General features: G+C 69.9%; 29 protein-coding genes. 18 read left to right on the top strand and 11 right to left on the bottom strand.

Going from position 1 to position 22954, the window contains the following annotated elements:
• Positions 1 to 342 precede the first annotated feature (342 nt).
• A complete protein-coding gene (locus FFG40_RS02865) occupies positions 343 to 1560 on the bottom strand; it encodes an FAD-dependent monooxygenase (protein ID WP_138802180.1) in 1218 nt (405 codons plus the stop codon).
• 59 nt (positions 1561 to 1619) lie between these two features.
• On the opposite strand from FFG40_RS02865, the gene FFG40_RS02860 reads away from it, so the two are divergent.
• Positions 1620 to 2141: a MarR family winged helix-turn-helix transcriptional regulator gene (locus FFG40_RS02860; RefSeq protein WP_138802179.1), complete on the top strand. Its 522-nt coding sequence runs from the start codon at positions 1620 to 1622 to the stop codon at positions 2139 to 2141.
• A 71-nt stretch (positions 2142 to 2212) separates the two neighbouring features.
• On the opposite strand, the gene FFG40_RS17390 is transcribed toward FFG40_RS02860, so the two are convergent.
• The 7 genes from FFG40_RS17390 to FFG40_RS02825 form a co-directional block, all read right to left on the bottom strand.
• Positions 2213 to 2782 (bottom strand): GNAT family N-acetyltransferase, encoded by a 570-nt coding sequence (locus FFG40_RS17390; protein WP_138802178.1) that lies wholly within the window; start codon positions 2780 to 2782, stop codon positions 2213 to 2215.
• A gap of 198 nt (positions 2783 to 2980) precedes the next feature.
• On the bottom strand, positions 2981 to 3160 hold the full coding sequence (locus tag FFG40_RS02850) for a hypothetical protein (protein WP_111057426.1): 180 nt from the start codon (positions 3158 to 3160) through the stop codon (positions 2981 to 2983).
• An 82-nt stretch (positions 3161 to 3242) separates the two neighbouring features.
• Positions 3243 to 3464 (bottom strand): hypothetical protein, encoded by a 222-nt coding sequence (locus tag FFG40_RS02845; RefSeq protein ID WP_138802177.1) that lies wholly within the window; start codon positions 3462 to 3464, stop codon positions 3243 to 3245.
• 74 nt (positions 3465 to 3538) lie between these two features.
• Complete coding sequence (locus FFG40_RS02840; protein ID WP_138802176.1) at positions 3539 to 4075, bottom strand: AAA family ATPase; 537 nt, start codon at positions 4073 to 4075, stop codon at positions 3539 to 3541.
• Positions 4076 to 4169: 94 nt separating this feature from the next.
• Positions 4170 to 4496, bottom strand: coding sequence for a hypothetical protein (locus tag FFG40_RS02835; protein WP_138802175.1), 327 nt, complete (start codon positions 4494 to 4496; stop codon positions 4170 to 4172).
• Between the two features lie 58 nt (positions 4497 to 4554).
• Positions 4555 to 4998 carry a hypothetical protein gene (locus FFG40_RS02830; RefSeq protein WP_138802174.1) on the bottom strand — a complete coding sequence of 148 codons (444 nt, stop codon included), beginning with the start codon at positions 4996 to 4998 and terminating at the stop codon, positions 4555 to 4557.
• Positions 4999 to 5320: 322 nt separating this feature from the next.
• Positions 5321 to 5788 carry a tetratricopeptide repeat protein gene (locus FFG40_RS02825; protein ID WP_138802173.1) on the bottom strand — a complete coding sequence of 156 codons (468 nt, stop codon included), beginning with the start codon at positions 5786 to 5788 and terminating at the stop codon, positions 5321 to 5323.
• 81 nt (positions 5789 to 5869) lie between these two features.
• On the opposite strand from FFG40_RS02825, the gene FFG40_RS02820 reads away from it, so the two are divergent.
• The 4 genes from FFG40_RS02820 (at position 5870) to FFG40_RS02805 (ending at position 8415) form a co-directional block, all read left to right on the top strand.
• The gene (locus FFG40_RS02820; protein WP_138802172.1) at positions 5870 to 6340 is read left to right on the top strand and encodes a hypothetical protein; all 471 of its coding nucleotides are present in this window, start codon (positions 5870 to 5872) and stop codon (positions 6338 to 6340) included.
• A 55-nt stretch (positions 6341 to 6395) separates the two neighbouring features.
• Positions 6396 to 6815: a MauE/DoxX family redox-associated membrane protein gene (locus FFG40_RS02815; RefSeq protein WP_071404117.1), complete on the top strand. Its 420-nt coding sequence runs from the start codon at positions 6396 to 6398 to the stop codon at positions 6813 to 6815.
• A gap of 71 nt (positions 6816 to 6886) precedes the next feature.
• On the top strand, positions 6887 to 7447 hold the full coding sequence (locus FFG40_RS02810; RefSeq protein WP_185974066.1) for an MOSC domain-containing protein: 561 nt from the start codon (positions 6887 to 6889) through the stop codon (positions 7445 to 7447).
• Positions 7447 to 8415 (top strand): NAD-dependent epimerase/dehydratase family protein, encoded by a 969-nt coding sequence (locus FFG40_RS02805; protein ID WP_138802171.1) that lies wholly within the window; start codon positions 7447 to 7449, stop codon positions 8413 to 8415. Before FFG40_RS02810 ends, FFG40_RS02805 begins: the two co-directional genes overlap by 1 nt.
• Positions 8416 to 8438: 23 nt before the next feature.
• On the opposite strand, the gene FFG40_RS02800 is transcribed toward FFG40_RS02805, so the two are convergent.
• Positions 8439 to 8885 carry a MarR family winged helix-turn-helix transcriptional regulator gene (locus FFG40_RS02800; RefSeq protein WP_051597024.1) on the bottom strand — a complete coding sequence of 149 codons (447 nt, stop codon included), beginning with the start codon at positions 8883 to 8885 and terminating at the stop codon, positions 8439 to 8441.
• A 175-nt stretch (positions 8886 to 9060) separates the two neighbouring features.
• Here FFG40_RS02800 and FFG40_RS02795 point away from each other — a divergent pair, with 175 nt between their 5' ends.
• From FFG40_RS02795 to FFG40_RS02775, 4 genes are all read left to right on the top strand, one after another.
• The gene (locus FFG40_RS02795; RefSeq protein ID WP_027466885.1) at positions 9061 to 9714 is read left to right on the top strand and encodes a hypothetical protein; all 654 of its coding nucleotides are present in this window, start codon (positions 9061 to 9063) and stop codon (positions 9712 to 9714) included.
• Between the two features lie 182 nt (positions 9715 to 9896).
• Positions 9897 to 10781 (top strand): S26 family signal peptidase, encoded by an 885-nt coding sequence (locus FFG40_RS02785; RefSeq protein WP_138802169.1) that lies wholly within the window; start codon positions 9897 to 9899, stop codon positions 10779 to 10781.
• The gene (locus FFG40_RS02780; protein ID WP_138802168.1) at positions 10778 to 11632 is read left to right on the top strand and encodes a LamG domain-containing protein; all 855 of its coding nucleotides are present in this window, start codon (positions 10778 to 10780) and stop codon (positions 11630 to 11632) included. The genes FFG40_RS02785 and FFG40_RS02780 overlap by 4 nt, the downstream gene beginning before the upstream one ends.
• Before the next feature lie 229 nt (positions 11633 to 11861).
• Positions 11862 to 12431 (top strand): manganese efflux pump MntP family protein, encoded by a 570-nt coding sequence (locus tag FFG40_RS02775; protein WP_111056467.1) that lies wholly within the window; start codon positions 11862 to 11864, stop codon positions 12429 to 12431.
• Between the two features lie 82 nt (positions 12432 to 12513).
• Here the strand turns inward: FFG40_RS02775 and FFG40_RS02770 are convergent, their stop codons facing one another.
• The gene (locus FFG40_RS02770; RefSeq protein ID WP_138802167.1) at positions 12514 to 12846 is read right to left on the bottom strand and encodes a DUF4190 domain-containing protein; all 333 of its coding nucleotides are present in this window, start codon (positions 12844 to 12846) and stop codon (positions 12514 to 12516) included.
• 87 nt (positions 12847 to 12933) lie between these two features.
• On the opposite strand from FFG40_RS02770, the gene FFG40_RS02765 reads away from it, so the two are divergent.
• Positions 12934 to 13290 carry a hypothetical protein gene (locus FFG40_RS02765; RefSeq protein ID WP_138802166.1) on the top strand — a complete coding sequence of 119 codons (357 nt, stop codon included), beginning with the start codon at positions 12934 to 12936 and terminating at the stop codon, positions 13288 to 13290.
• Between the two features lie 29 nt (positions 13291 to 13319).
• On the opposite strand, the gene FFG40_RS02760 is transcribed toward FFG40_RS02765, so the two are convergent.
• Positions 13320 to 14747 (bottom strand): hypothetical protein, encoded by a 1428-nt coding sequence (locus FFG40_RS02760; RefSeq protein WP_138802165.1) that lies wholly within the window; start codon positions 14745 to 14747, stop codon positions 13320 to 13322.
• 138 nt (positions 14748 to 14885) lie between these two features.
• On the opposite strand from FFG40_RS02760, the gene FFG40_RS02755 reads away from it, so the two are divergent.
• The 8 genes from FFG40_RS02755 (at position 14886) to FFG40_RS02720 (ending at position 22934) form a co-directional block, all read left to right on the top strand.
• Positions 14886 to 15608: an SDR family NAD(P)-dependent oxidoreductase gene (locus FFG40_RS02755; RefSeq protein ID WP_138802164.1), complete on the top strand. Its 723-nt coding sequence runs from the start codon at positions 14886 to 14888 to the stop codon at positions 15606 to 15608.
• A 96-nt stretch (positions 15609 to 15704) separates the two neighbouring features.
• On the top strand, positions 15705 to 16397 hold the full coding sequence (locus FFG40_RS02750; RefSeq protein WP_258373526.1) for a DUF6766 family protein: 693 nt from the start codon (positions 15705 to 15707) through the stop codon (positions 16395 to 16397).
• A gap of 129 nt (positions 16398 to 16526) precedes the next feature.
• Positions 16527 to 17870: a sensor domain-containing protein gene (locus tag FFG40_RS02745; RefSeq protein WP_138802163.1), complete on the top strand. Its 1344-nt coding sequence runs from the start codon at positions 16527 to 16529 to the stop codon at positions 17868 to 17870.
• Positions 17867 to 18511 (top strand): response regulator transcription factor, encoded by a 645-nt coding sequence (locus FFG40_RS02740; RefSeq protein ID WP_138802162.1) that lies wholly within the window; start codon positions 17867 to 17869, stop codon positions 18509 to 18511. Before FFG40_RS02745 ends, FFG40_RS02740 begins: the two co-directional genes overlap by 4 nt.
• Positions 18512 to 18675: 164 nt before the next feature.
• Positions 18676 to 19686 (top strand): LacI family DNA-binding transcriptional regulator, encoded by a 1011-nt coding sequence (locus FFG40_RS02735; protein WP_138802161.1) that lies wholly within the window; start codon positions 18676 to 18678, stop codon positions 19684 to 19686.
• A 134-nt stretch (positions 19687 to 19820) separates the two neighbouring features.
• On the top strand, positions 19821 to 21086 hold the full coding sequence (locus tag FFG40_RS02730; protein WP_071404107.1) for an ABC transporter substrate-binding protein: 1266 nt from the start codon (positions 19821 to 19823) through the stop codon (positions 21084 to 21086).
• A gap of 25 nt (positions 21087 to 21111) precedes the next feature.
• A complete protein-coding gene (locus FFG40_RS02725; RefSeq protein WP_035809298.1) occupies positions 21112 to 22065 on the top strand; it encodes a carbohydrate ABC transporter permease in 954 nt (317 codons plus the stop codon).
• Positions 22062 to 22934: a carbohydrate ABC transporter permease gene (locus FFG40_RS02720; RefSeq protein WP_071404106.1), complete on the top strand. Its 873-nt coding sequence runs from the start codon at positions 22062 to 22064 to the stop codon at positions 22932 to 22934. Before FFG40_RS02725 ends, FFG40_RS02720 begins: the two co-directional genes overlap by 4 nt.
• Positions 22935 to 22954 lie beyond the last annotated feature (20 nt).

Genomic DNA, 22954 nt, shown 5'->3' with positions numbered 1-22954 from the left:
CGCACCGACATGTCCGGTCACCGATCGCCTATTGAGACTCCGACTGCGAGCATTACCGGCGCTTGGGGCCTAGAACTCACCTCAATCTGCACGTTCTAGAGAGGACACCACCAGGGCATACCGCGACGCCCGACGCCCCTCCGAATGCATTGCGGTAGGCCCAGCACTGCGACGGCGCGGGCCAATACGTCACCTGCCGTGCGAGCATTTAGCGAGCACGATCTGGTTCCGCGAGGCGCATCGCGCAGCACCCTGAAGCGCTTCCGAACGCGTTCAACGCACTCGTCGCCGGATAGGCCACGAACTCTTCGTTGAGCATCGTTGGTCGTGCTGGACGGCTGTTCACTCCAGGTGCGCGTAGTCCGGCAGGTCGATTGCCTCGGCCGGCGGGGTGGCGAAGCGGGCGCCGAGGCGCCCGACGAGGGGCAGCGACGCCACGCGGACGGCGGTGCCGAAGGCCGCGATCCCGAGCCGGGACCTCGGGTTCGCGATCCGCGGTGTGCCCGGCGGCAGCTGCTGCGCCTTCGCGACGTACGGGCGCATGATGCGCTCGTATGCGCGCAGGGCGTCGCGGTGGTGGACGTGGGCGGCGAGTTCCCCGGCGAGGACGTAGGCGCCGGTGAGCGAGAGGCTCGTGCCCATCCCGCTCACCGGCGACGCGCAGTACGCGGCGTCCCCGACGAGCACCACCCGGCCGTCCGACCAGCGCGGGGCGTGGACCTGTCCGAGCGCCTCGGAGTAGAGGTCCTCGGAGTGGTCGAACCCCGCGAGGACCCGCTCCGCCTCCCACCCGGCGTCGCCGAACACCGCGTGCAGGCGGCTGCGCACCGCATCGAGGTCGCCGCGCTCGGAACCGGCTCGCTCCCGCTGCCGGTCCGTCACGACCGACATCGCCGCGCGGATGGTCCCGTGCTGGTCAGGGCGGAGGGTGATCGACCGGCCACCCGGTGCGTTGTACCAGCGCCACCAGTCGTCGTCCGCCGCGGTCCGGGGGATCGTGCCGTACGTCGTCTCGAGCCCGAGCGAACGGATCTCCGGCTCGTCGCCGAACACCAGCCGACGGGTGCTCGAGCCGATGCCGTCCGCCGCGACCACCAGATCGAACCGGTCGTCCGGGCCGTGCTCGAACCCCACGGTCACGCCGTTGTCGTCCTGGTCGATGCGGGTGATCCGGTCACCGTAGCGGTACTCGGTGGCGTCGGACGTCCCGTCGACGAGGAGCCGCGCGAGGTCACCGCGCAGGACCTCGAGCTCGGCGGTGGCCCCACCGGAGTCCGAGGTCCCCGCCGGGAACGCCGCGATCGTCCGGCCGCTCGGACCGATGAACCGGGTGCCGACCTCGCCCGTCGTGGCGGCGCGGATGTCGTCCTCGATGCCCATCCGGCGCGCGACCTCACGCCCGGCTCCGCGCACGTCGACGTTTTGCCCGCCGGTGCGGAGGGACGGCGCCCGCTCGACGACGACCGTCTCGAACGAGAAGCGGTGGAGCCAGTGGGCGAGCGCCGGGCCGGCGATGCTCGCGCCGGAGATGAGCACGCGGCCGCGGGTGTGATCGGTCATTGTCCCTCACATCGTTGATTACCAATGAGATTGGCAATGTACACGACTACCATGGTGACGTGCCGAACCACGACCAGCACCCAGCGACCGATCGCTCCGACGACCGGCAGGACCGCCACGACCGGGCGACGGCGCGACGCGACGGGCGATCACTCCCCGACGACGACATCCGGTCCCGCGTGCAGCAGGTCAGTGTCCGGCAGCAGCGCTTCGAGCGGCACCTCGCCGCGGCACTGTCGGTCGACGCTGCGGGGCTCGAGGCGATGGACCACCTCATCGCGACCGGGCCGGCCACCCCGACCGAGCTCGCGCGTCGGCTCGAGATCTCGACCGCCGCGATGACGCTCGTCTTGAATCGGCTCGAGGGCGCCGGGCACGTCCGGCGAGAGCGGCACCCGAGCGACGGACGCAAGCTCGTCGTCACGGCGGCGGAGCGCTCTTCGGACCGTGCGTACGACCTCGTGCTGCCGCTAATCGAGGGCATCGAGTGCATCGTCGACGACCTGGACCCCGCGGAGCGTGCGACGGTCCAGACCTTCCTCGACCGGCTGATCGGGGTCTACGACGGGGTAAGCGGCTAGGGCTGTGCGCTCGCGGTCCCTGCAGAGGCCTGTCGCCGACGTGGGCTCGCAATGCTCCCCGAGGGTGCGCGTCACTTGAGTTGGTCGAACATCTTGTCGCCGTTCGCCGAAGCTCCGGCGGTCTCGCTAGCCGATCGGCTACCGGGACCCGTCCTGTTGCATCTGAACGACCAACGGGCGAACCAGGATGAGAGTGGGTCCGGGCCAGTCAAGTCCGTCGTGCTCTTCCAACGGCACAAAGCCGACGCTGCGGTAGAACGCCGTGTTTGCGCGTACGGCTCGTTCTCAAAGGACGGCCCGACCGTGTGCACCGACAGCAGGGTGCAACCATCAACCGCTAACCGTGACGCGATGCGCTCGACGAGCAACCGCCCGACACCGGTCCCGCGAGCCTCTGGATGCACCGCGATGAGGTGCAGCTCGGCGGCCTCGCGGAAGTGACGTCGTGTCAGTGCAGCGCCGATAACCCCGTCAGGGGCAACAGCGAGCAGGCTCCCGTAGTCGTCGTTCTCCGCCGCCGCTACGTAGTTGTCGATGGCGTCGACGTCACCAAACCATTCGGGTAGCCTCGAGAGTCCGGCGCACGTCCTTAGCGCTGCGGTGCTCCACGAGTTCGATTCCCATATGTTGAAGGTTGGCATACGAGTCGGCGCGGTGCGTCCGGAGGTGCATCGGCTACCGGGACGCGATCACGACACAGAGCGCAGCGAGAAAGGCGACACAGAGCGAAGCTGCTCACATCCATCAACCCAGGACCGAGCGGGTTCGGTTTGAAGTCGCAAGTGTCCGGCTGACGATCGCCTACCGGACGGCCGTGGGCTCGCTGGCCCTTGAGAGCGTCAGAAGTACATGCGCCCCCGCGCGATGTCAGCCTCGGCCTGCCGAAGGGCCTCCGCGACTTCGGGGTCAGTCCCCTCGAACTTCGCCGCCCGAGAGCCAAAGTTCGTGTAGTGGTGCATGACGAACCACAGCACGAGGAGCACCGCCAAGACCAAGCCGGTTCCGATCCACCACCACATGCGGGCAGCGTAAGTGCGACCAACCGCGGAGGCAAGCAAAGCGATGCTCCGTTGAAGGATCCTCGAGCGGGCACCTGACTCGTCAGCACCTGATGAGTCCGACGACCAGCGTTACTGCTGCAACGAGGCCTCCGAGGAAGAATCCGAATCCGATGAACCGCGTCAGCTCCGGAGTGATCTGGCGTCCCCAAAACTCGCCTTCGACCTTCCTCGCAAAGCGGGCGATCGGGTTCGGGAAAAGCACGAGGGCACAGCCCCAGGCGACACAGATCACCGCTCCGACCGCAAGGAAGAGGACACCCACGTCCCGGACCGTACCGGATAACTGGCCGAGATGAGCGCTCGGCGTTTCGGCAGAGGATCGGTTGTCGGACAGCGTCATCGGCTTCGACGGGCCAGCCCGTTGCGGCGGTAGAAGGTCTCCGAGGCAGCGCGGTCCGACAGGAACACCTTCGGCCCCTCGAACTCGTCGAAGGCATGCCGATAACGGAGCCGGTTCCTCCTGGCCGGCCCGAGCATGAAGCGCAACATCTCGACGCGGACTCGGTCACGAGTGCCTTCCAAGCGTCCAGCACGGTCGGGCTCGAAGAAGGTGCGCCGAAAGTAGCGGACGATGCCCACGGCGGTCGAGACATCCAGCAGCACCAGACCGGTTGCTCGCCGCAACCGGGCTGGCAACCAACGCGAATAGTTGCCCTCGATGACCCACTGATCGGTGCTCATCGCTTCGTTGTGCATGGACTCGAAATCGAGGTCCGGTCGCTCGCGCCAGTCTGTTCCGGGTAGGTGTCGGTACTGGTCCAGGTGCACGACCGGCAGCGAGCGGGCTCGGCCGACAGCGGCCGCAAGGGTCGACTTGCCACTGTTGGACGGCCCGAGAATGCAGATCCGTTGACCGAGCTCGTCGAGGTCCATCGTGCCAGTCTCACAGGCACACGCAGAGATGTCGGGTCACTCGGGAGAGGAGACCGTTGATGGACCGTTTGCCGGTCAGGCAGGCAGGTACTGACTAGGCCAGGTCACTTGGCTCGCGAAGCTCACCCCAGGCGAACGTGGTCTCTGCGAGGAAGTCCTGAAGATCACCTTGGACAGACAACACCATCTCTCGGGTGCCTTGAGCCAGCTGCAACGATCCGGAGCCCCCGTCCTCGCCAAACACCGCCCAGCGAAGCCAGGTTGAGCCGCTCTCGATGATGTCGGAGTCGAAGAGCTCGTGCCCGTCGGTGATCTGCTCGACCCGTACCGTGAGCGTTTTCCGTTCACGGGGAGTGAGCATGGAGTCGAACATGGGGTCGAGTAGCCGCATCAGATCCGCCACGGACAGCAAGGTGCTCACGCGGTCACCATGACGCTGCCCATCCGGTAGCCGATCACCTACGGGGCGCCTTCATCGTTCAGGAGAGAGGGCTGAGCACAACGCAGCCGGTTCCAGCGTCGACGCGCACGACTGGCAGACCGTCTCCATGTCCCTCGGCTCGAACGACGACGTCCTTGCCTACTGCTGAACTCACCAGCCGAAACAAGCGAACAAGCCCGTTGACGGCCTCGTCATCGATCAGCTCCCGAAGGTCGAAGTCGAACTCGATGGGGGCTCCCCAGTCGAAGAAGAAATTGACCTGGACGCCGTCGGTCGGCCAGACGGAATAGCTTTCTCCTTCATCACCTCCACGGCGCTCCTCAACACGGATCCACGGCGCGCTCGTGAGGGCGTCACGCAACGTGTCGATGTCAGCCTCCAGGGAGCCGATCACCTCAGCATCAGGAAGGACCATCGGCTCCAAGCCGTCAGCTTCACGGAAAGCCTTCCGGAGAGCCTCTGCCGTGACCTCACCATTCACGACTCGAACCTCTCAGCTGAGCCCGGCGGGCGCAACGTCCCTGTGAGGGATCTAGTGAGACGTGTGCTTTCGTGAGCCGTCGGCGGAAGGCATCGATGCCATCGCCGCTGGCCACAGCGCATCAGCCGCGGGGCCCCTGGTTCCGCCAGCATCTTGCTCTGGCGAAGCGTGTTGACCTCGATTTCTTCTGCATGGTGTTCCCCTACAGACCGATAGCTCCCCGTGAGACCAGCGCTTCGAAGCCAACCAAGGGTCAGAAGCAGGGACAGGAACCCTTCGAGCGCTCGAAGCTCAATCCGGTAGCACGCCACTCCGGCTGTGATCACCCGCGGTCCACACGAGCGCGCGCGACCGCCAAGCCTTGCTCTGCCGATGCGAGGAGCACCGGGTGGGCTGTCCGTCGGAGTTCGACGGCACGCTGGAAGTCCTCGACTGCACGTTCCGTTTCACCGTTAGCGAGGAGGGCCTTGCCGCGGTGCTGCCGCATCACGGCCTCGCGTGCCGTACCCACGCACTCTGCGACGAGCACGTCGTACTCGCTCACGGCATGAGCGGTGTCCCCGAGGTCGCGATGGCAATCGGCAGCAAGCGCCCGTACCCGCGGAGTCTGCTGGAGCACCCCGAGCATCTGAAGAGCAGCGCCGGCGTTCCCGGTCCACAGCAATTCGATCGGCTCGGCGAGGGGATCCTCAGCGAGGCCGGCTCGGAAGGCCTCCAGGTCGGTGACGACGGGGCGGAGGTCAGCAGCTCTGATGATCCAACCTGGTCCGCCAGGGACATCGTCCTCCACGTGTTCAGGGTAGGTGCACGTTGTTCCCGCCCACTCGACACGTCGACGTGTTAGGTTGTGCACAACCTAATGGAGCACAACGTGAAACTGACCAGCTGGATCGACCTCGTCACCGGCGTCCTGCTCGCCGGGCACGGCTTCGCCACGGTTCGCCGCACCCCGCTGCGCGCCAGGGCCCAGCAGATGCAGCGCCGGGGCTTCGAGCCGGGCGTTCCACACGCACTCGGCATCCCGGCTCTGGAACTCCTGTCCGGGTTCGGACTCGTTGCTGCAGCGGTCCGTCGTGCGCCCGGGGGCGACCTGATCGGCACCGGCGCCACCATCGCGGCGACCGCTCTCGGCGGGACCCGGCTCGTGATCGACCTCGAAGACCGGCAGGCGACGACCACGACCGGTGCTGCCGGGGCACTCGCACTCGTCGGCGCACTGCGACTGGCCGCCTCGACCCGCGGCCGTCCGGCCGCCCGGATCCTCACGCTCGGTGCCGCCGCTGTCGCGATCACGTTCGAGGCCGCACGCCGACGCCGAGTCCTCCGCAGCCGCAGCCGCTGACCTCGGCGCCCCCACTCCACCGAACCCCACCACGACCGTGAAAGGCACCACCCCGATGGCAACCCGCACCCCCGCAGTCCGCTCCACCCGCCCCCGGACCATCGTCCGCATCCTGTTCGGCGCGCTGCTCACCTGGGCCGGCATCAGCCACCTGACGGTGGCACGTGAGGAGTTCCAGGCGCAGGTGCCGAAGTTCGTGCCGCTGCCGACCGACGTCACGGTCATCGCCTCCGGCGTGGTGGAGATCTCCCTCGGAGCTGCGCTGATGCTCCTGGCTCGGCGTCAGGTGACGGTCGGGTGGGTCGTCGCGGTGTTCTTCCTGGCGGTCTTCCCCGGCAACATCGCGCAGTGGATGCACCACCGCGACGGGTTCGGCCTGGACACCGACACCAAGCGCTTCGTCCGCCTGCTGTTCCAGCCCGTGCTCATCGCCGTCTCCCTGTGGGCCACGAACGCGCTGCGCAAGCGCCGCTGAACCGGCCTGCGCGAGCGCCGCTGATCGGCGCTGCACTCGCGCGGCCGCGACCATGGGGCAGAATCGGCCCCATGAGCGGGGACGACATGGACCAGCCGCGCGTGGTCGCGGTGAGCAAGGACGGCGAGCACCGGTTCAGCAAGCCGTTGGTCGACGCGGTGACGCTCGTGGCGGGGTGGGGCATCGAGGGTGATGCCCACGCCGGCACGACCGTGCAGCACCGCTCCCGGGTCGCCCGGGACCCCTCGCAGCCGAACCTGCGTCAGGTCCACCTGCTGCACGCCGAGCTGTTCGACGAGGTCGCCGAGGCAGGGTTCAGCGTCGAGCCGGGCCAGATGGGCGAGAACGTGACGACCAGCGGCGTCGATCTGCTCGGACTGCCCGAGGGGGCGGTGCTGCACCTCGGTGACGACGCCTCCGTACGGGTAACCGGCCTGCGGAACCCGTGCCAGCAGATCAACGGCTTCGAGCCGGGACTCCTCCGTGCCGTGCTGGGGCGCGCCGAGGACGGCACGGTCGAGCGCAAGGGCGGCGTGATGAGCGTCGTGCTCAGCGGTGGCACGGTCCGGCCGGGCGACCGCATCCGGGTCGAGCTCCCGGACGGCGAACGACGACCCCTCCAGCCCGTCTGATGCCGCAGCGCGTGCGACGCGTCCTGGTACTCGGCGGCACCGGTTGGCTCGGACGGAAGATCGTCGACGAGCTGTTGGCCGAGGGCGCCGACGTCACCTGCCTCGCCCGGGGCACCACCGGCAGCGTCCCCGAGGGAGCGCGCTTCGTCCAGGCGGATCGAACCCTGGCCGGCGCGTACGCACAGGCCACCGGCGACTGGGACGAGGTCATCGAGCTCGCCAGCGCCCCCGGACTCGTCGCCCCGGCGCTCGATGCCCTCGCCGTCCGGGCCGCGCACTGGACCCTGGTGTCGACGGTCTCGGTGTACGCAGAGAACGACGAGCCGGGCGCCGATGAGTCCGCTCGGCTGGTGGAGCCGAGGGACCCGTCCGCCTACGCCGACGCGAAGGTCCTCGCCGAACGCGCCACCCGGCTCCGGCTCGGGTCGCGGCTGCTCGTCGCGCGACCGGGGCTGATCGTCGGACCTGGCGACCCCAGTGACCGGTTCGGGTACTGGCCGGCTCGGTTCGACCGCGGTGGGCCGGTGCTGGTGCCGACGACGGCGGAGCGGTTCGTCCAGGTGATCGACGTCGCAGACCTCGCCGCCTGGCTCGTCCGTGCCGGGCGCGACGGGTTCGTCGGCACGGTCAACGCCGTGGGCGCTCCGACGCCGATGCAGGACTTCTTCCGGTGCGTGGCCGAGGTCACCGGCTTCGACGACGAGCTGGTCGCGGTCGACGACGACCTCCTGCTTGCGCACGACGTGGCCTACTGGGCCGGACCGCGATCACTCCCCCTGTGGATCCCGGTGTCGGAGGCCGGGTTCGCGCAGCGCTCCGCGGTGGCGTTCACGGACGCCGGCGGGGTGACCCGACCCCTCCGGGACACCGTCGTGCGGGTGCTCGAGGACGAGCGTGCCCGCGGGACGGATCGGGAACGCCGTGCCGGCCTCACCGCGACAGCGGAACGGGCGATCCACACCGGGTAGACGCGCGGTCCGCACGAGCGAGATCAGGTCGCAGCGGCAGCCTGCTCGTACAGACTCGTCGCCAGGTCGTTGAGCACCTCGTGCAGTTCGCCCTTGTGCGCCCCGTCGACGGCCCGGAGCATCGCTGCGTACCGCTCCTGGTAGTCCGACACGACGACATGGCCCGGGGGCAGCAGCCGCAGCAGTGAGCCCCGGCGATCGGCCGGGTTCGGTGCGCGCTCGAGCAGGCCGGCGGTGCTCATCCGGTCGATCATGTTCGTCACCGCGCCCGAGGTCAGCCCCAGGTACCCGGCGACCTCGGTCGGCGTGGAGTACCCGGTGTCACTGATGAGCACCAGGGCGCGGAGGGCGTTCTCGTGCACGCCCGCCCGGGCGCTGAGCTGGCTCACCAGGCTCGCGTTCGCACGGACGACGGCGGTGAACGCGGCCATGAGATCGGCGGCGTCGTCGTCGTTCGGTGCTGCTGCCACGAGGGCCTTCTTCCGTGTCGGGGACCGGGGGACAAGGTGCGTCCCCCGCACTGGGGTGAGTATACGAGTGGTCAACTTGGTGAATCACTGACTATCTTAACCATTGAAGCAAAACAGCCCGAAGGTCTTGCTTCCCCCGACTTCCTGCAACCACCACCGAACGAAGAGGTACCCCGTGTCCACCAAGCTCCGCACCTCCGCACTGAAGCGGATCCGCTTCGCCCCCGTGGCGCTCCTCGCGGGTATCTTCGCCGCCGTCCTGCTCTCCCTCTCGCTCACCGGCACCCTCTCCGGGTTCGCCGCGAGCATCACCAACAGCAGCAACACCGCCGGCAGCGGCACGCTGATCATGCAGGAGCAGAACGCCGGTGCGACCGTCACCTGCCTCAGCACCGACGGCGGCTCGGTCTCGACGAACTCGGCGACCTGCTCGACGATCAACAAGTTCGGCGGCAGCACGACGATGACCCCGGGCAACACGGTCAACACCGCGATCTCGATCAAGAACACCGGCACCGCGAACGCCAGCACCTTCACGCTGAACCCGGGCGCCACGTGCACCCAGTCGGCGAACGGTTCGGCCAACGGCACCGCGACCGACCTCTGCGCCAAGATGAACCTCGTCGTCACCTCCGGCTCGACCACCGTCTTCAGCGGCACCCTCGCCAGCTTCAAGGGTGCTGCGGCGTCGGCCTTCACGATGCCGCAGGCTCCGGCCGCCGGCGCGAGCGTCCCCTTCAACTTCGCGGTGACCCTGGACTCCTCGGCCGGCAACACCTACCAGGGCCTCGCCGCCTCGGTCCCGATGACCTGGACCTTCACGGCCTGATCTGACCCCCCCCCATCACCCCTCCCCCCAGAACCGGCGACGCTCGGCCGACCCCCCTCCGGCCGAGCGTCGCCACCCCCGCAAGACCAGCAAGACCAGCAAGACCAGCAAGACCAGCAAGACCAGCAAGACCAGCCCGACCAGCCCGACCAGCCCCACCTCGACCTCCCGGAGCAGAGCCCATGAGCCAGACCGCAGCGATCCCGCTCAGCGGCATGCTCGACCGCCCGGTCCTCCGCGGCCGTCAGGTCACCCGCTCCGAGACGGTCCTCGCCTGGTCGGTCGCCGCGATCGCAGCACTGCTGCTCACCGCGGCCGTCCTGTTCCTCTCCGCCGGCGGCCGCTGGTTCGTCGTCGAGACCCCCTCGATGGGCGAAGCCGCCCCCGTCGGCACCCTCGTGCTCGACCTGCCGGTGGACGTCGCCACGCTCAGCGTCGGCGACATCGTCTCGTTCGAGACCTCCGCCAACCCGGACGTCGTCTACACGCACCGCATCGTCTCGATCGACGCGGACGGCGGGATCCACACCCGCGGTGACGTCAACGGCGCCACCGACCCGTGGACGCTCACCCAGGCCGACGTGATCGGCACCCCCGCGCTCCTGGTCCCGCGCATCGGCTGGCTGCTCCGCGCCGCCCCGATCCTGCTCATCGGCACGCTGATCATCCTGACCCTGACCAGCGCGTTCACCGACCGGGTGACCCGTTCCTGCCTGCGGATCGCGGGCAGCGCCCTCACCGTCTCGTACGCGGCGTTCGTGTTCAAGCCGTTCGTCAACGTGACGACGATCACGAACACCTCGAGCCCGACCGGCGTCGAGGCCACCGTGATCTCGTCGGGGATCTTCCCGGTCCGTGTCGACGCCCACGGCGGCAACAGCGTCCACCTGGTCGACGGCGAGATGGGCCGGGTCGTCATCCACGAGCTGACGAAGAACGGGCACTACCAGCTCATGTCGAACATCGACCTCGATCCCCTGGGTTGGGCCGCCCTGATCGCCGTGTGCCTCGTGCCGCTCGTGGCGTGCCTGGCGGTCGGCCGCGTCGAGGCGGTGCGTCCCTCGTGATCCTCCGCCGCCTGCGCGACGGTCGCGTCGTCGCCGTCCTGCTCGTGGTCGCCCTGGCCGTCGTCGTCCTGCTGAACCAGTTCGCCCCGACCCGCTCGGCGTACACAGCCCGCGTGACCAACAGCGCGAACACGGCCGCGACCGCCCCGTACTTCACGTGCACGGGCGCAGTCGGCGCCGACACCGCGAACGCCTTGTTCGCCTACCGCCTGACCGAGGCTTCTGGCTCGAAGACGGCCACCGACTGGTCGGGTCGTGCTGCGAACGGCACCTACCAGGGCACCATGACCGCGACGACGCCGAGCCCGAACGCCTGCCCGCGTGACAGCGGCAGCGCCTACGCGCTCAACGGCTCCACGAGCTCCGTCTCCACCCCGCGCTCGTACGCCAACCCCACGACCTTCAGCGAGGAGGTCTGGTTCCGCACCACGGTCGCCGGCGGCATGCTCATCGGCTTCGGCAGCAGCCAGACCGGAGCGTCGAGCCAGCACGACCGGAAGCTCTACCTGACCACGACCGGCCAGCTCGCGTTCGGCTCCTACAACGGCGCCACCCAGGTCATCACGTCGCCGACGGCTGTCAACGACGGCGCCTGGCACCACACGGTGGCGACGATGTCGCCCACCAACGGCATGCGCCTGTACGTCGACGGCACGCTCGTCGCGTCGAACACGGCCTTCAAGAGCCCCGAGAACTTCACCGGGTACTTCCGCGTCGGCTACGACGTCGTGAGCGGGTGGCCGGGTTCCACGAACAACCCGTACTTCACCGGCTCGATGCGGTACGCCGCCGTGTACGGCACTGAACTGACGGCCAGTCAGGTCGCCGCGCACGCGGCCGCAGGTTCCTGACGCACTGACTGACGGCCTGGAGGCGCACCGCGGCGCCGCCACGGGCCTCCAGTCCGTCCCCTGGTCACGTCGACGACGTGGGCCGGGTTGGCGGACCGGGCCCACCAACCCGCGGATTCGGGCCGACGAATCCCGCTGATCAGGCCTTTTCGTGCCCCGAACCGTGCCAGGATCGTCAGGTCCTGAGACGTCGGAGTCTCCATCCGACCGTCTCGAAAGGCGCCACCCCATGTCCTTCTGGGCCCTGTTCCTCATCGCGCTCGGCGTCTCCGCGGACGCCTTCGCCGTCGCCCTCGGCAAGGGCCTGCACATGAAGCGCTTCGACGTGCGGCACGCGATCGTGATCGCGCTCACGTTCGGGGTGTTCCAGGCGGTGATGCCGTTGCTCGGCTGGCTGCTCGGGTCGGCGTTCGCGCAGTACATCGCGGCCTTCGACCACTGGGTCGCGTTCGGGCTGCTCGCGCTGATCGGCGGGAAGATGCTGTGGGAGGCGTTCTCGAAGCACGAGGACACCGAGCAGGACACCGATCGGCTGCCGATCCGGGAGCTCCTCGTGCTGGCGGTCGCGACCAGTATCGACGCCCTGGCGGTCGGCGTCACCCTGGCGTTCCTACCCGTCTCGATCGGCGGCGCGGTGCTGCTCATCGGGATCACGACCGCCGTGCTGTCGTTCGTCGGGGTCCTGGTCGGTCGCCGTGTCGGTGCCCGCTTCGGCAAGCCGGCGGAGATCGCGGGTGGTGTCGTCCTGATCCTGATCGGGCTGAACATCGTGCTCGAGCACACCGGCGTCATCGGCTGAGGCCACGGTCCGGAGCCGACCCCGGACGAACGGGAGGCCCGTGGCGAGCTGCCACGGGCCTCCCGTCTGGTGCTGGTGGGCGTCAGTACCCGCCCGTGGTGCTGGTGGGGGTGTTCGCGAGGACCGTGACCACGAAGATGATCCAGATGATGCCGAACACGAGCGACAGGGCGCTGATGATGATGCCGGCGAGGGCCAGGCCGCGGCCGCGCTCCCCGGTCTTCTTGATCTGCGAGAGCGCGATGATGGACACCACGAGGCCGGCGATGTTCACCACGAAGGCCAGGACGAACCCGACGATCGCCATGACGTTGAAGCGGTCGGACGACGGCTGCATCGGAGCGCCGTAGGGCTGCCCTCCGGCGGCGTAGGGGTTCGGGTTCTGCTGGTTGTACTGGGGCGTGCCGTCACTCATGGCGCCGCGTCCTCTCTGATCAGGGAATGTCTACACAGGAAACGTACAGGACCAGCGGGCCGTGATGTGCGGTGGGATCATCGGGGCATGGGATGGCTGCGCCGACACCTGCTGCACGACGGCCGGTACGACGAGCGGGACCGACGTGACCAGCTCCGGCGGTACGTGGTCCGCGGCGACCGGCTGGTCGCCTTCCTCACCGAGCACGGCGATCCCCACGTCGTGCCGGTGCAGGAGCGTGTGGACCATGCGCGTGGGCTGCTTCAACACGGATGGGACCGTGACGACCTGCTGACGGTCGCCGCGCCGGTGCGGGCTCCCTGGCCGAGCGGCAAGGGGCGTGACGCGGGGGCACCTGCTCCGGAGTACGCCGACCGGGCGGACGGGTTGATCGAGGACCTGAACGCCGTGGCGCTCGAACTGCGGGCCGTCGCCGAGGTCTGATGCGGCACTGACCGGCAGTGCAGCACCCGTCAGATGTCGAGCACCCCGTCCACCGCGTCCGACCGGTCGGCGATGTGCCCGCTGTCGAGGTCCTCGTCCAGGTGCACGCCGACGTACGGCCAGTCCTGCACGTGGCCGGCATCGTCGAACACCCGGTAGCGCCGACGGAGCCGCAGGTACGGCACGGCGCTGTGCTCGAACGACACCACGACCTCGGTCGCGGGCCACTCCCCCTCGACGGTGACCTCGACGGCCCGATAGGCACTCGCCGACCGGCGGGGCTCGGGGTGGTCGCGGGTCCACCGGATGTCGGGCTGGTCGAGTGCCTCGAACACGTCCACGAGGTCCGCGACCGCGCGCTCCCGTGCGGCAGTGTCCAGGTCGTGCAGCGGCCAGCGCGCGCCCTCGACGTCGGTCAGGTCGAACCGCTCCGTCCACGGTGCGAGGGCCGTTTCCTGTCGGTCCTGCTCGTCCTCCCACGACGTCTCGTCCTCGTCGATCGCGGGGCGGGACGGCAGGTCCCCCGTGGTCACGGTGGCGGGCAGGCCGCCGGTCACGTCGAGGTCGACCTCGCGGGAGACGTAGACGACGTTCCGGAACACGGACGCGTCGGGCTCCAGTCGCGGACCGGTCGGTGCGTACCGGATGGTGAGGACCGAGCCGGTGCGGCGGACGTCCTCGACCAGGTGGTCGACGGCGATCTTCGTCCGGCTGCCGTCGGTCCGGACGAGCACGAGCTCGGTCGGCGGGGTCGGCAGGGGTGGCGCGGGAACGGCCGGTGCTCCCGACCGACGAGGGAAGTCGTCCTCGTCGTCATCGGCCTCGGGTCCGGCACTCCAGAAGTAGCGGGGGCCGTCATCGTCCGCGTCGTCGTCGTCCAGCAGCTCGGGGTCGTCGTCCTCCGGCTCCTCGCCGGCCGCCAGCGTCGCCGCCCACTCCTCCGGCGACGGCCAGAACGGCTCCGACGGCGCCCACGGCAGGGTCTCCGGGTCGACGCCGGCGAGCGGGTCGTCCGGGTCCCCGTCGTCGTCCTCCGGATCCTCGGAGTCCTCGTCCTCGGAGTCCTCGTCCTCGGTGTCCTCGTCCTCACCCATCCACATCGACGCGTCACGCGGGTCGCCGATCCACAGCCCCTCGACGTCCGCCCCGAGCACGCGTCGATCACCGAGGTCGACCGTGCACGTCACCCCGGTCGGCGTGACGTACACGGCGGTCCGGGACATCTCGTCGAGGTCGTCGCCCACTTCCTCGAGCGATCCGTAGACGACCCAGGCGCCCCCGTCGGTCGCGAGGACCCCGACCTCGTCGACCGCACCGTCCGGCAACGGGGCGTCCGGCCACGTCACCCACCGCACGTCGTCGCCCGTGACGACCGCCGCGACCGGTCGCGTGGCGTCCGGCACGATCGTTGCGTCACCGACGCCGACGGCGTCGATGGGCTCGAGGAAGCTGCTCATGCAGCGACCGTACCGCGGCCCTGTGGCCGGCCCGTGAACAGCCGGGAGGCCCGTGGCGGGGCCGCACCGTGCCTCCCGTCCGCCCGTTGCCGGTCCACCTGCCGGACCCGCCGCAGCCGTCGGGCGCATGATGGGCGGATGGCACGCATCCTCGTCACCGGATCCACCGACGGCCTCGGGCGGGGGACCGCCGACTCGCTGCTCCGCAGCGGACACGACGTCGTCGTCCACGCGCGCAACCGGGCCCGCGCCGAGGCGGTCGCCGACCTGGTGGAGCGCGGCGCCGAACTCGTCGTCGCCGACCTGGCGGACCGCGACGCCGTGATCGCCACCGCCCGGGAACTCGACGCCGGCACCCCGCTCGACGCCGTCGTGCACAACGCCGGCGTGATCTCCGGCCGTTCCCTGGTGCCCGTCAACGTCGTGGCGCCCTACTTGTTCACCGCGTTGCTCCGCTCGCCGGGGCGGCACGTGTACCTGAGCAGCGGGATGCACCGGGGCGGCCGTCCGCGCCTGGACACCGTCGACTGGACCGGCGCTTCGGAGACGAACTCGTACTCCGACACGAAGCTGTTCGTGACGGCGCTCGCCGCCGAGGTGCCGCTCCGACGCCCGGGCGTGCTGAGCAACGCCGTCGACCCGGGCTGGGTGGCGACCAAGATGGGCGGGGCCGGCGCTCCGGACGACTTCGAGCTCGGACACCGCACGCAGGAGACGCTCGCGACCGACCCGGACCAAACCGTGACGGGTGGTTACTGGTTCCACGGGGAGCGGCAGGAGCCGCACCCGGCGGTCGCCGACCGGCGGTTCCGCACCGAACTGCTCGACGCGCTGGCGACGGCCACCGGCGTCACGCTCTGAGTCGCTGACGGACCGGCACGACCGGTCGGGTGCTCCTGCGAAGGCGTTCGTGGCGACCGGACCAGGATGGGCTCGACGCGACGAACGGAGGACCCGGTGACCCTCGGCCTGCACAACGGATCGAGTGGGTGGCAGCGCGTGCGACGGCACGGCCTGCTCCTCGCGAACGTCGCCGTCTTCGTCGTGTGCTTCGTCGGCATGGTGTTCGCCGGGTGGCGGGTGTCCGCGGCGGACGCACTCCAGCACGGCGAGGCGGCCGTGTCGCTCTGGGGCTTCCTGACGAGCGGCGACTTCGCCGAGGCCACCTTCGAGAACTGGGAGAGCGAGTTCCTGCAGATGGGCGCGTACATCGTGTTCACGGTGTTCCTGTTCCAGAAGGGGTCGAGCGAGTCCGAGCCCCTGGACGAACAGAGCCCGCAGGACGAGGACCCCCGGGAGCACGCCGACGACCCGAAGGCCCCGTGGCCGGTGCGCCGGGGCGGGATCGTGCTCGTGCTGTACGAGAACTCCCTGCTGATCCTGTTCGCGGTGCTGTTCCTCGGCAGTGTCGTGGGGCACCTGATCGGTGGTGCGGCGGCCTACAACGAGGAGCAGCTCGAACACGGCGGCGATGTCGTCACGGCGTGGGGCTACCTGGGCACGAGCCAGTTCTGGTTCGAGTCGATGCAGAACTGGCAGTCGGAGTTCCTGGTCATCTCGGTGATGGTGATCGCCACCGTGTCCCTGCGGCAACGAGGGTCGAGCCAGTCGAAGCCCGTGGCCGCGCCGACGGAGCAGACCGGCGCCTGAGCGGACCCTGTTGAAGACGATCGCGGGGTTTCCCCACCGACGACGGGGGGCAGCACCGGTGTGCGGGCGGACCCCCGCGGCGAGGCTGGTGTCGGGCAATAAGCTCGTCATCGACACGAAGAGGTCCGCATGTACACCGCCGTCGCCACCCCGGGCGCACCCACCACCGTCCCCCGGTTCCGACCGTTCCGAGCCGTCGCCGACGGCAGCACCTGGCGGGCCTTCGCGTTCCACGCCGCGCACCTGCCGATCGCGATCGCCGCGCTGGCCTGGTTCGTCGTGGTGCTGGCCGTCGGCATCCCGGTGTCGCTGACCTGGGTCGGCCTGGTCGTCGCCGCGTTCCTGCTCGGTGGGTCGCACTGGTTCGCCGCGGTCACCCGCCGGATGTCCGCCGCGCTGCTCGGGCAGGTCGTCGTCGCCCCGGCACCGCCCCGTGCGGGTTCGACGCCGCTCGGCACCGCGTTCGCCCGGCTGTCGGACGGCCCCACCTGGCGGGCGTTCGCGTACCTGCTCACGGGGTTCGTGCTGACCACCACCACGTTCGCCGTCTCGACCGCTGTGCTCGTGAGCGGTCTGGGCGCGATGACCCACGCGGCGTGGGGGCACTTCCTGCCGGCGCAGCGGGGCGCGGACGGCGAGCTCCACAGCGGTGCGCAGTTCCTCGGCGTGTACGTCGACACCCCGCCGCTGCAGGTCGCGTTCGCGGTGCTCGGCCTGCTCATCGTGCTGTTCCTCTGGCCCGCGGTGAACCACGGGCTCGCGGCACTGCAGCGTGTGGTCATCCGCGCCCTGCTCGGTGCCACCGCCCGCGACCTGCGGCTCCGCCAGGTCACGGCCTCGCGCGACGCCGCCGTGCTCGACGCCGACACCACCCTGCGCCGCATCGAGCGGGAGCTGCACGACGGCACCCAGGCCCGGCTCGTCGGCCTGGCGATGACCCTGGGCGACGCCCGCGACCGCCTGCAGACCGGCGCCGACCCGGACGCGGTCACCGCGCTGGTCGACCGGGCGCACGCGTCGACGAAAGAGGCGCTGGTCGAGCTCCGCGCCCTGGCCCGCGGCATCCACCCGCCCGTCCTCGACGAGGGGCTCGAGGCCGCGCTGACCTCGGCGTGCTCCCGGACCCCGTTCCCCGTCGCGCTGTCGGTGGACCTGCCCGTCCGGCCGTCCCGCGTCGTCGAGGGGATCGCGTACTTCGGGGTGCTCGAGCTGCTGACGAACGTGTCGAAGCACGCCGGAGCCTCGGCCACCGCCGTCCGGGTCGGCATGCTCGGCACCGACCTGCTCGTCGAGGTCGACGACGACGGCCACGGCGGGGCACACGTCGCGCTCGGCACCCCCGACGGTCACGGCACCGGCCTGGCCGGGGTGCTCGAACGGCTGCGCGCCGTGGACGGGGACCTGCAGGTCGACAGCCCCGCCGGCGGCCCGACCCGCATCCGGATGCGCATGCCGAGCGGAGCCGAACGGTGAGGATCGTCGTCGCCGACGACAACACGATCGTGCGCGAGGGGCTGACGTCCCTGCTGCGCGGTCGCGGGCACGAGGTCGTGCCGGTGTCGGACGGCGACGCCGCGGTGGCCGCCGTCGCGCACGGCGCGGTCGACGTCGTGGTGATGGACATCCGGATGCCGCCGACCCACACCGACGAGGGCGTCCGCGCGGCCATGCGGGTGAAGGACGTCCGGCCCGACGTCGGGGTGCTCCTGTTCTCGCAGTACGCCGAGGCGCAGTGGGCCCGGGCGCTGCTCGACGTCGCCACCGTCGGCGTCGGGTACCTGCTGAAGGACCAGGTCGCCGAGGTCGGCACCTTCATCGACTCGCTGCACCAGGTCGCCGCGGGCAACGTCGTGCTCGACCCCGAGGTGGCCGCCGCACTGGTCCAGGCGCCGCGTGCCACGAACGGTCCGCTCGACTCGCTGACCGCCCGCGAGACCGACGTGCTGCGCCTGATGGCTGAGGGCCGGTCCAACGCCGCGATCGCGGACACGCTGTTCCTGTCCGGCGGGACCGTCGAGAAGCACGTCACCGCGGTCTTCACCAAGCTCGGGCTCGAGGCGACGCCGAACGAGAACCGGCGGGTGCTCGCGGTCCTGCGGTTCCTGGCGGACTGAGCGGGGGCCTGGACGGGCGACCGACCGGACAGGAGGCCCGTGGCGGGCCCGCCACGGGCCTCCCGTCCGGTCCGCACCACGCTGGTGCGGTAGGTTCCTGCCGAACGCAGTCCGCAGGTGAGAGGGGGCGCCCGATGGCGCAGGGGCACCGCTCTCCGCCCACGATGAGCGACGTCGCCGCCGTGGCGGGTGTCTCGAAGAAGACCGTCTCGAACGTGCTGTCCGGCTACGAACACGTCTCCGTCCGCACCCGCGACCGTGTGATGGCCGCCGTCGACGAGCTCGGCTACGAGCTCAACGTCTCGGCCCGGAACTTCCGCGCCGGACGCTCCAAGGTGCTCGGCCTCGCGGTGCCGGAACTGCGGCAGGCGTACTTCGCCGAACTCGCCGACGCCGTCATCCGCGCTGCCGGAGCCGTGGGCTACACGGTGCTCATCGAGCAGACCGCGAGCGGCGTGCGCGAGGCGGACGCGATCACCCGGATGCGCGAGCACTCCATCGACGGCATCATCTACAGCCCGCTGACCGTCCGGCCGAGCGACGCCGCCGCGCTCGAGGTGAAGTTCCCCCTGGTCGTGCTCGGTGAGCCGATCCCGGACGCCCCCGTGCCGTTCATCGCCATGTCGAACGCGGACGCGCTGCGGGACGCGACCGCGCACCTGCTCGACGCCGGTCGCCGGTCGATCGCGTTCATCGGCTCCGACCCGTCGGGCCCCGTACGCACGGCCCAGGAGCGACTGCGGGGCTACCGCGAGGCGCTCGACGACCACGGCGTGCCGTTCGCACCCGAGCGCGTGGTGCCGACCGCGCTGTGGCACCGGGCCGAGGGGGCGGCGGCCGCACGGCAACTCCTCGAGGCCGGCGTGCCGGTCGACGGGATCGTCTGCTGCAACGACGCGCTGGCGCTCGGGGCGATGAGTGCCCTGCAGCTCGCGGGCCGGACCGTGCCGGACGACGTCGCGGTCGTCGGGTTCGACGACATCGAGGAGTCGGCGTACTCGACCCCGGCGCTGACCACGGTGTCGGCCGACCTGGACCGCGTCGCGGCGACGGCGGTCGGGGTCCTCGTCGCCCAGCTCGAGGAGGGCGCCCCGGCGACACCGGGGGTGCTGCGCTCGCCGCACGCACTCGTCGTCCGGGCGTCGTCCGGACCGTTGCGCTCGGTCTCCGCCTGACCCACTGACCACGGGTGCTCCCCGACCCCTTGACCGGGCGGTCGAGCACCGGCTACTGTCCACATTTACACCGGTGTAAATCCGGCATGGACGAGGTCCGCACACCGACGTGCCGGACGGATGGCAGGTTTTCGATGAAGAAGCACATCGCGGTCGTCGCGCTCGCAGCAGCGGCGTCGCTCTCCCTCGCCGGGTGCGCCGGCTCCCCCGGGTCGTCGGGTGACGGCGGCCACGTCGACCTGACGTTCTGGCACGGCTACACCGAGGCCGACGGCAAGGTCCTGGACGGCATCGTCAAGGACTTCAACGCCTCGCAGGACAAGGTCACCATCACGACCCAGACGAAGACCTGGGCCGTGATCGACGACACGATGCTCCCCGCCCTGTCCGCGAAGAAGGGCCCGGACCTCGTCGCGATGACCTCCGACCGGCTGCCGGTCTACGCGCAGAAGAAGGCGCTGGTCGACCTCAGCGACTTCTACGCCGACGACGCCAACAACACCGGGGACCTGAAGGAACAGGCCGTCGCGATGGAGCGGGTCGACGGCAAGGAGTACGGGGTGCCGAGCGGGTTCGTCCCGCTCTCCGTGATCTACAACAAGAAGCTGTTCGCAGCGGCCGGCATCGACTCCTTCCCGACCACCTGGGACGAGTGGGTCGCCGACGCGAAGAAGCTCACGAAGGACGAGAACGGCGACGGCACCCCCGAGCAGTACGGGCTCGTGCTGCCGGACCACCAGACCGTCGGCAACGGCATCTGGCCGAGCCTGTTCGCCGGCAACGGCGGATCGATCACGAACGAGGCGGGCACGAAGTCCACCATCGACTCCGCCGCGAACGCCGAGACGCTCGAGTACTGGGCGAAGGCGGTGCGCGACGACAAGATCTCGCCGACCGGTGTCGACGGCATCGCCGCGGACAAGCTCTTCACGGCCGGAAAGACCGCCATGGAGATCGGCGGCCCCTGGATGGCCGGCGTCGCCGAGGCCTCGGACATCGACTACGGCATCGCCGCGATCCCGGCGGGCCCCGAAGCGCAGGTGGCCTCGGCCATCGGCATCTCGCTCGGTGTCACGGCCCAGACCGACGACGCGAAGCAGGCCGCGGCCGAGCGGTTCCTGCGCTACTTCAACGAGCAGTCCGTCGCGACCAAGTGGGCCCTCGGGTCCGGCTGGCCGCCGCTCCGCACCGACGTCACCGCCGCGGACGTCGACGAGAACCCGACCGTCGCGACGCTCACCGGGCTGCCGGGCACCACGATCCCGCTCCTGCCCGGCGTGGTCGACAGCGCTGACGTGCTCACCGCCGTGGACACCGCGACCCAGAAGGCGATGGCGGGCGGGGACCCCGGATCGCTCCTCGCCACCGCCGACGCCGACGTGCAGTCGGCCCTGAAGTAGCAGCAGCGGCCCTCGGAGGACCCTCGTGACCACGCAGCAACTCGGCCGACGCCGTCGGTACCGACCACCGGGCCAGCTCGGCGGACGATCGCCCCTGAACGGCACGTTCCGCCGCCGCGCCACCATCGTCGGGTTCCTCGCACCCGCGATCGTCATCCTCGGGGCGTTCGTGCTCTGGCCGATGCTCTCGGCGCTCCGGCTGTCGTTCACCGACGCCAGCGGGTTCGGCGACCCGTCGTTCATCGGGTTCGCGAACTACGTCCGGGTCTTCACCGACCCCGACGTCCTGCGGTCCATCGGCAACACCGCGCTCTACTCGGTGCTCTTCACCCCCGTCGCGATCGTCGTCGCCCTGGTGCTCGCCCTCGTGCTGAACCACCCGGCCCTGCCGTTCCGCGGGTTCTTCCGGTCGGCGTTGTTCCTGCCGTTCATCGTGTCCCTGGCCGTCGCCGCGTTCGCGTGGTCGTACCTGCTCGACCCGCAGATCGGCCTGCTGAACCACTGGCTGCAGCTCGTCGGCATCCGGCTCGGCAACGTGCTGCAGGACCCGACGCTCGCGATGCCCACCGTGGTGCTCGTGGCCGTGTGGAAGAACTTCGGCTTCTACATGGTGATCTTCCTGGCCGGGCTGCAGGAGATCCCCACGAGCCTGTACGAGGCAGCGCAGCTCGACGGAGCGAACGGCCGCCAGCGGTTCGCGAACGTCACCTTCCCGATGCTGAGCAACACGATGGCGTTCGTCGTGATCGTCGCCCTCATCGCCGCACTGCAGGCGTTCGACCAGATCTACGTCCTGACCGGCGGTGGTCCGTACCGGTCGACCGAGACGATCGTCATGCAGATCTACCAGTCCGGTTTCAAGGACCTCGACCTCGGGTTCGCGAGCGCCCTGGCGTACGTGCTCCTCATCGCGACCCTGCTGCTCAGCCTCGTGCAGTTCCTGTTCTTCGGGAAGCGCGGAGAGGACACCGCATCATGACCGCGCTCCCCCGTCCCGCGACCGTCGTCCGACGCAGCACCGTGGCCCGTCGACAGCCGTCGATGCGCTGGCTCGGCTTCGCAGCCGTGGCCGTCGTGACCCTGGCGGTGCTGCTCCCCGTGCTCGTGATCGTGTTCACGGCGTTCAAACCGGCGAGCGAGGTCAACGCCTACCCGCCGACGCTGTTCCCGCACACCTGGACGCTCGACAACTTCCGGGCGATCTTCACGCAGCTGCCGTTCGGGCGGCTCATCCTGAACAGCTTCGCCTTCGCCGGCGGTGTGACGGTGTTCGCGCTGGCGTTCGACGCGCTCGCCGCCTACGCCCTGGCACGGCTCGACTTCCGGGGCAGCAAGGTGCTGCTCATCGTGATCGTCGCCAGCCTGATGATCCCGTTCCAGGCGACGCTCATCCCGATCTACCAACTGGTGTCCGACCTCGGGTGGGTGAACACGTTCGCGGGGCTCATCGCTCCTCGGGCGGCCGACGCCTTCGGGATCTTCTTCCTGCGGCAGTTCTTCGTGTCGCTCCCCCGCGACCTGGACAACGCGGCGCGGATCGACGGGGCCTCGGAGTGGCGGATCTTCCGGAGCGTCGTCCTGCCGAACGCCGTCCCCGCCCTGCTCACCCTCGGCATCTTCACCTTCGTCAACAACTGGAACGACCTGCTCTGGCCGCTGGTGTTCACCACCGACCAGGACATGGGGACCATCACGTCCGGCCTCACCCTGCTGACCGGACCCGGCGGGATCATCCCGCAGGGCGTGATGATGGCCGGCGCCCTGATCGCCGTGCTGCCCCTCGCCGTCATGTTCCTGCTCGTGCAACGCCGCTTCATCGAGAGCGTCGCCAGCACCGGGCTCAAGTGACGACGACCCCGCACGAGCCC

Origin of the sequence: Curtobacterium sp. KBS0715 (assembly GCF_005938005.2) — a bacterium.
GTDB classification, from domain to species: Bacteria; Actinomycetota; Actinomycetes; order Actinomycetales; family Microbacteriaceae; genus Curtobacterium; species Curtobacterium flaccumfaciens.
The sequence above is the reverse complement of the archived record's forward strand: the minus strand, read 5'-3'. Positions and strand labels throughout refer to the sequence as shown.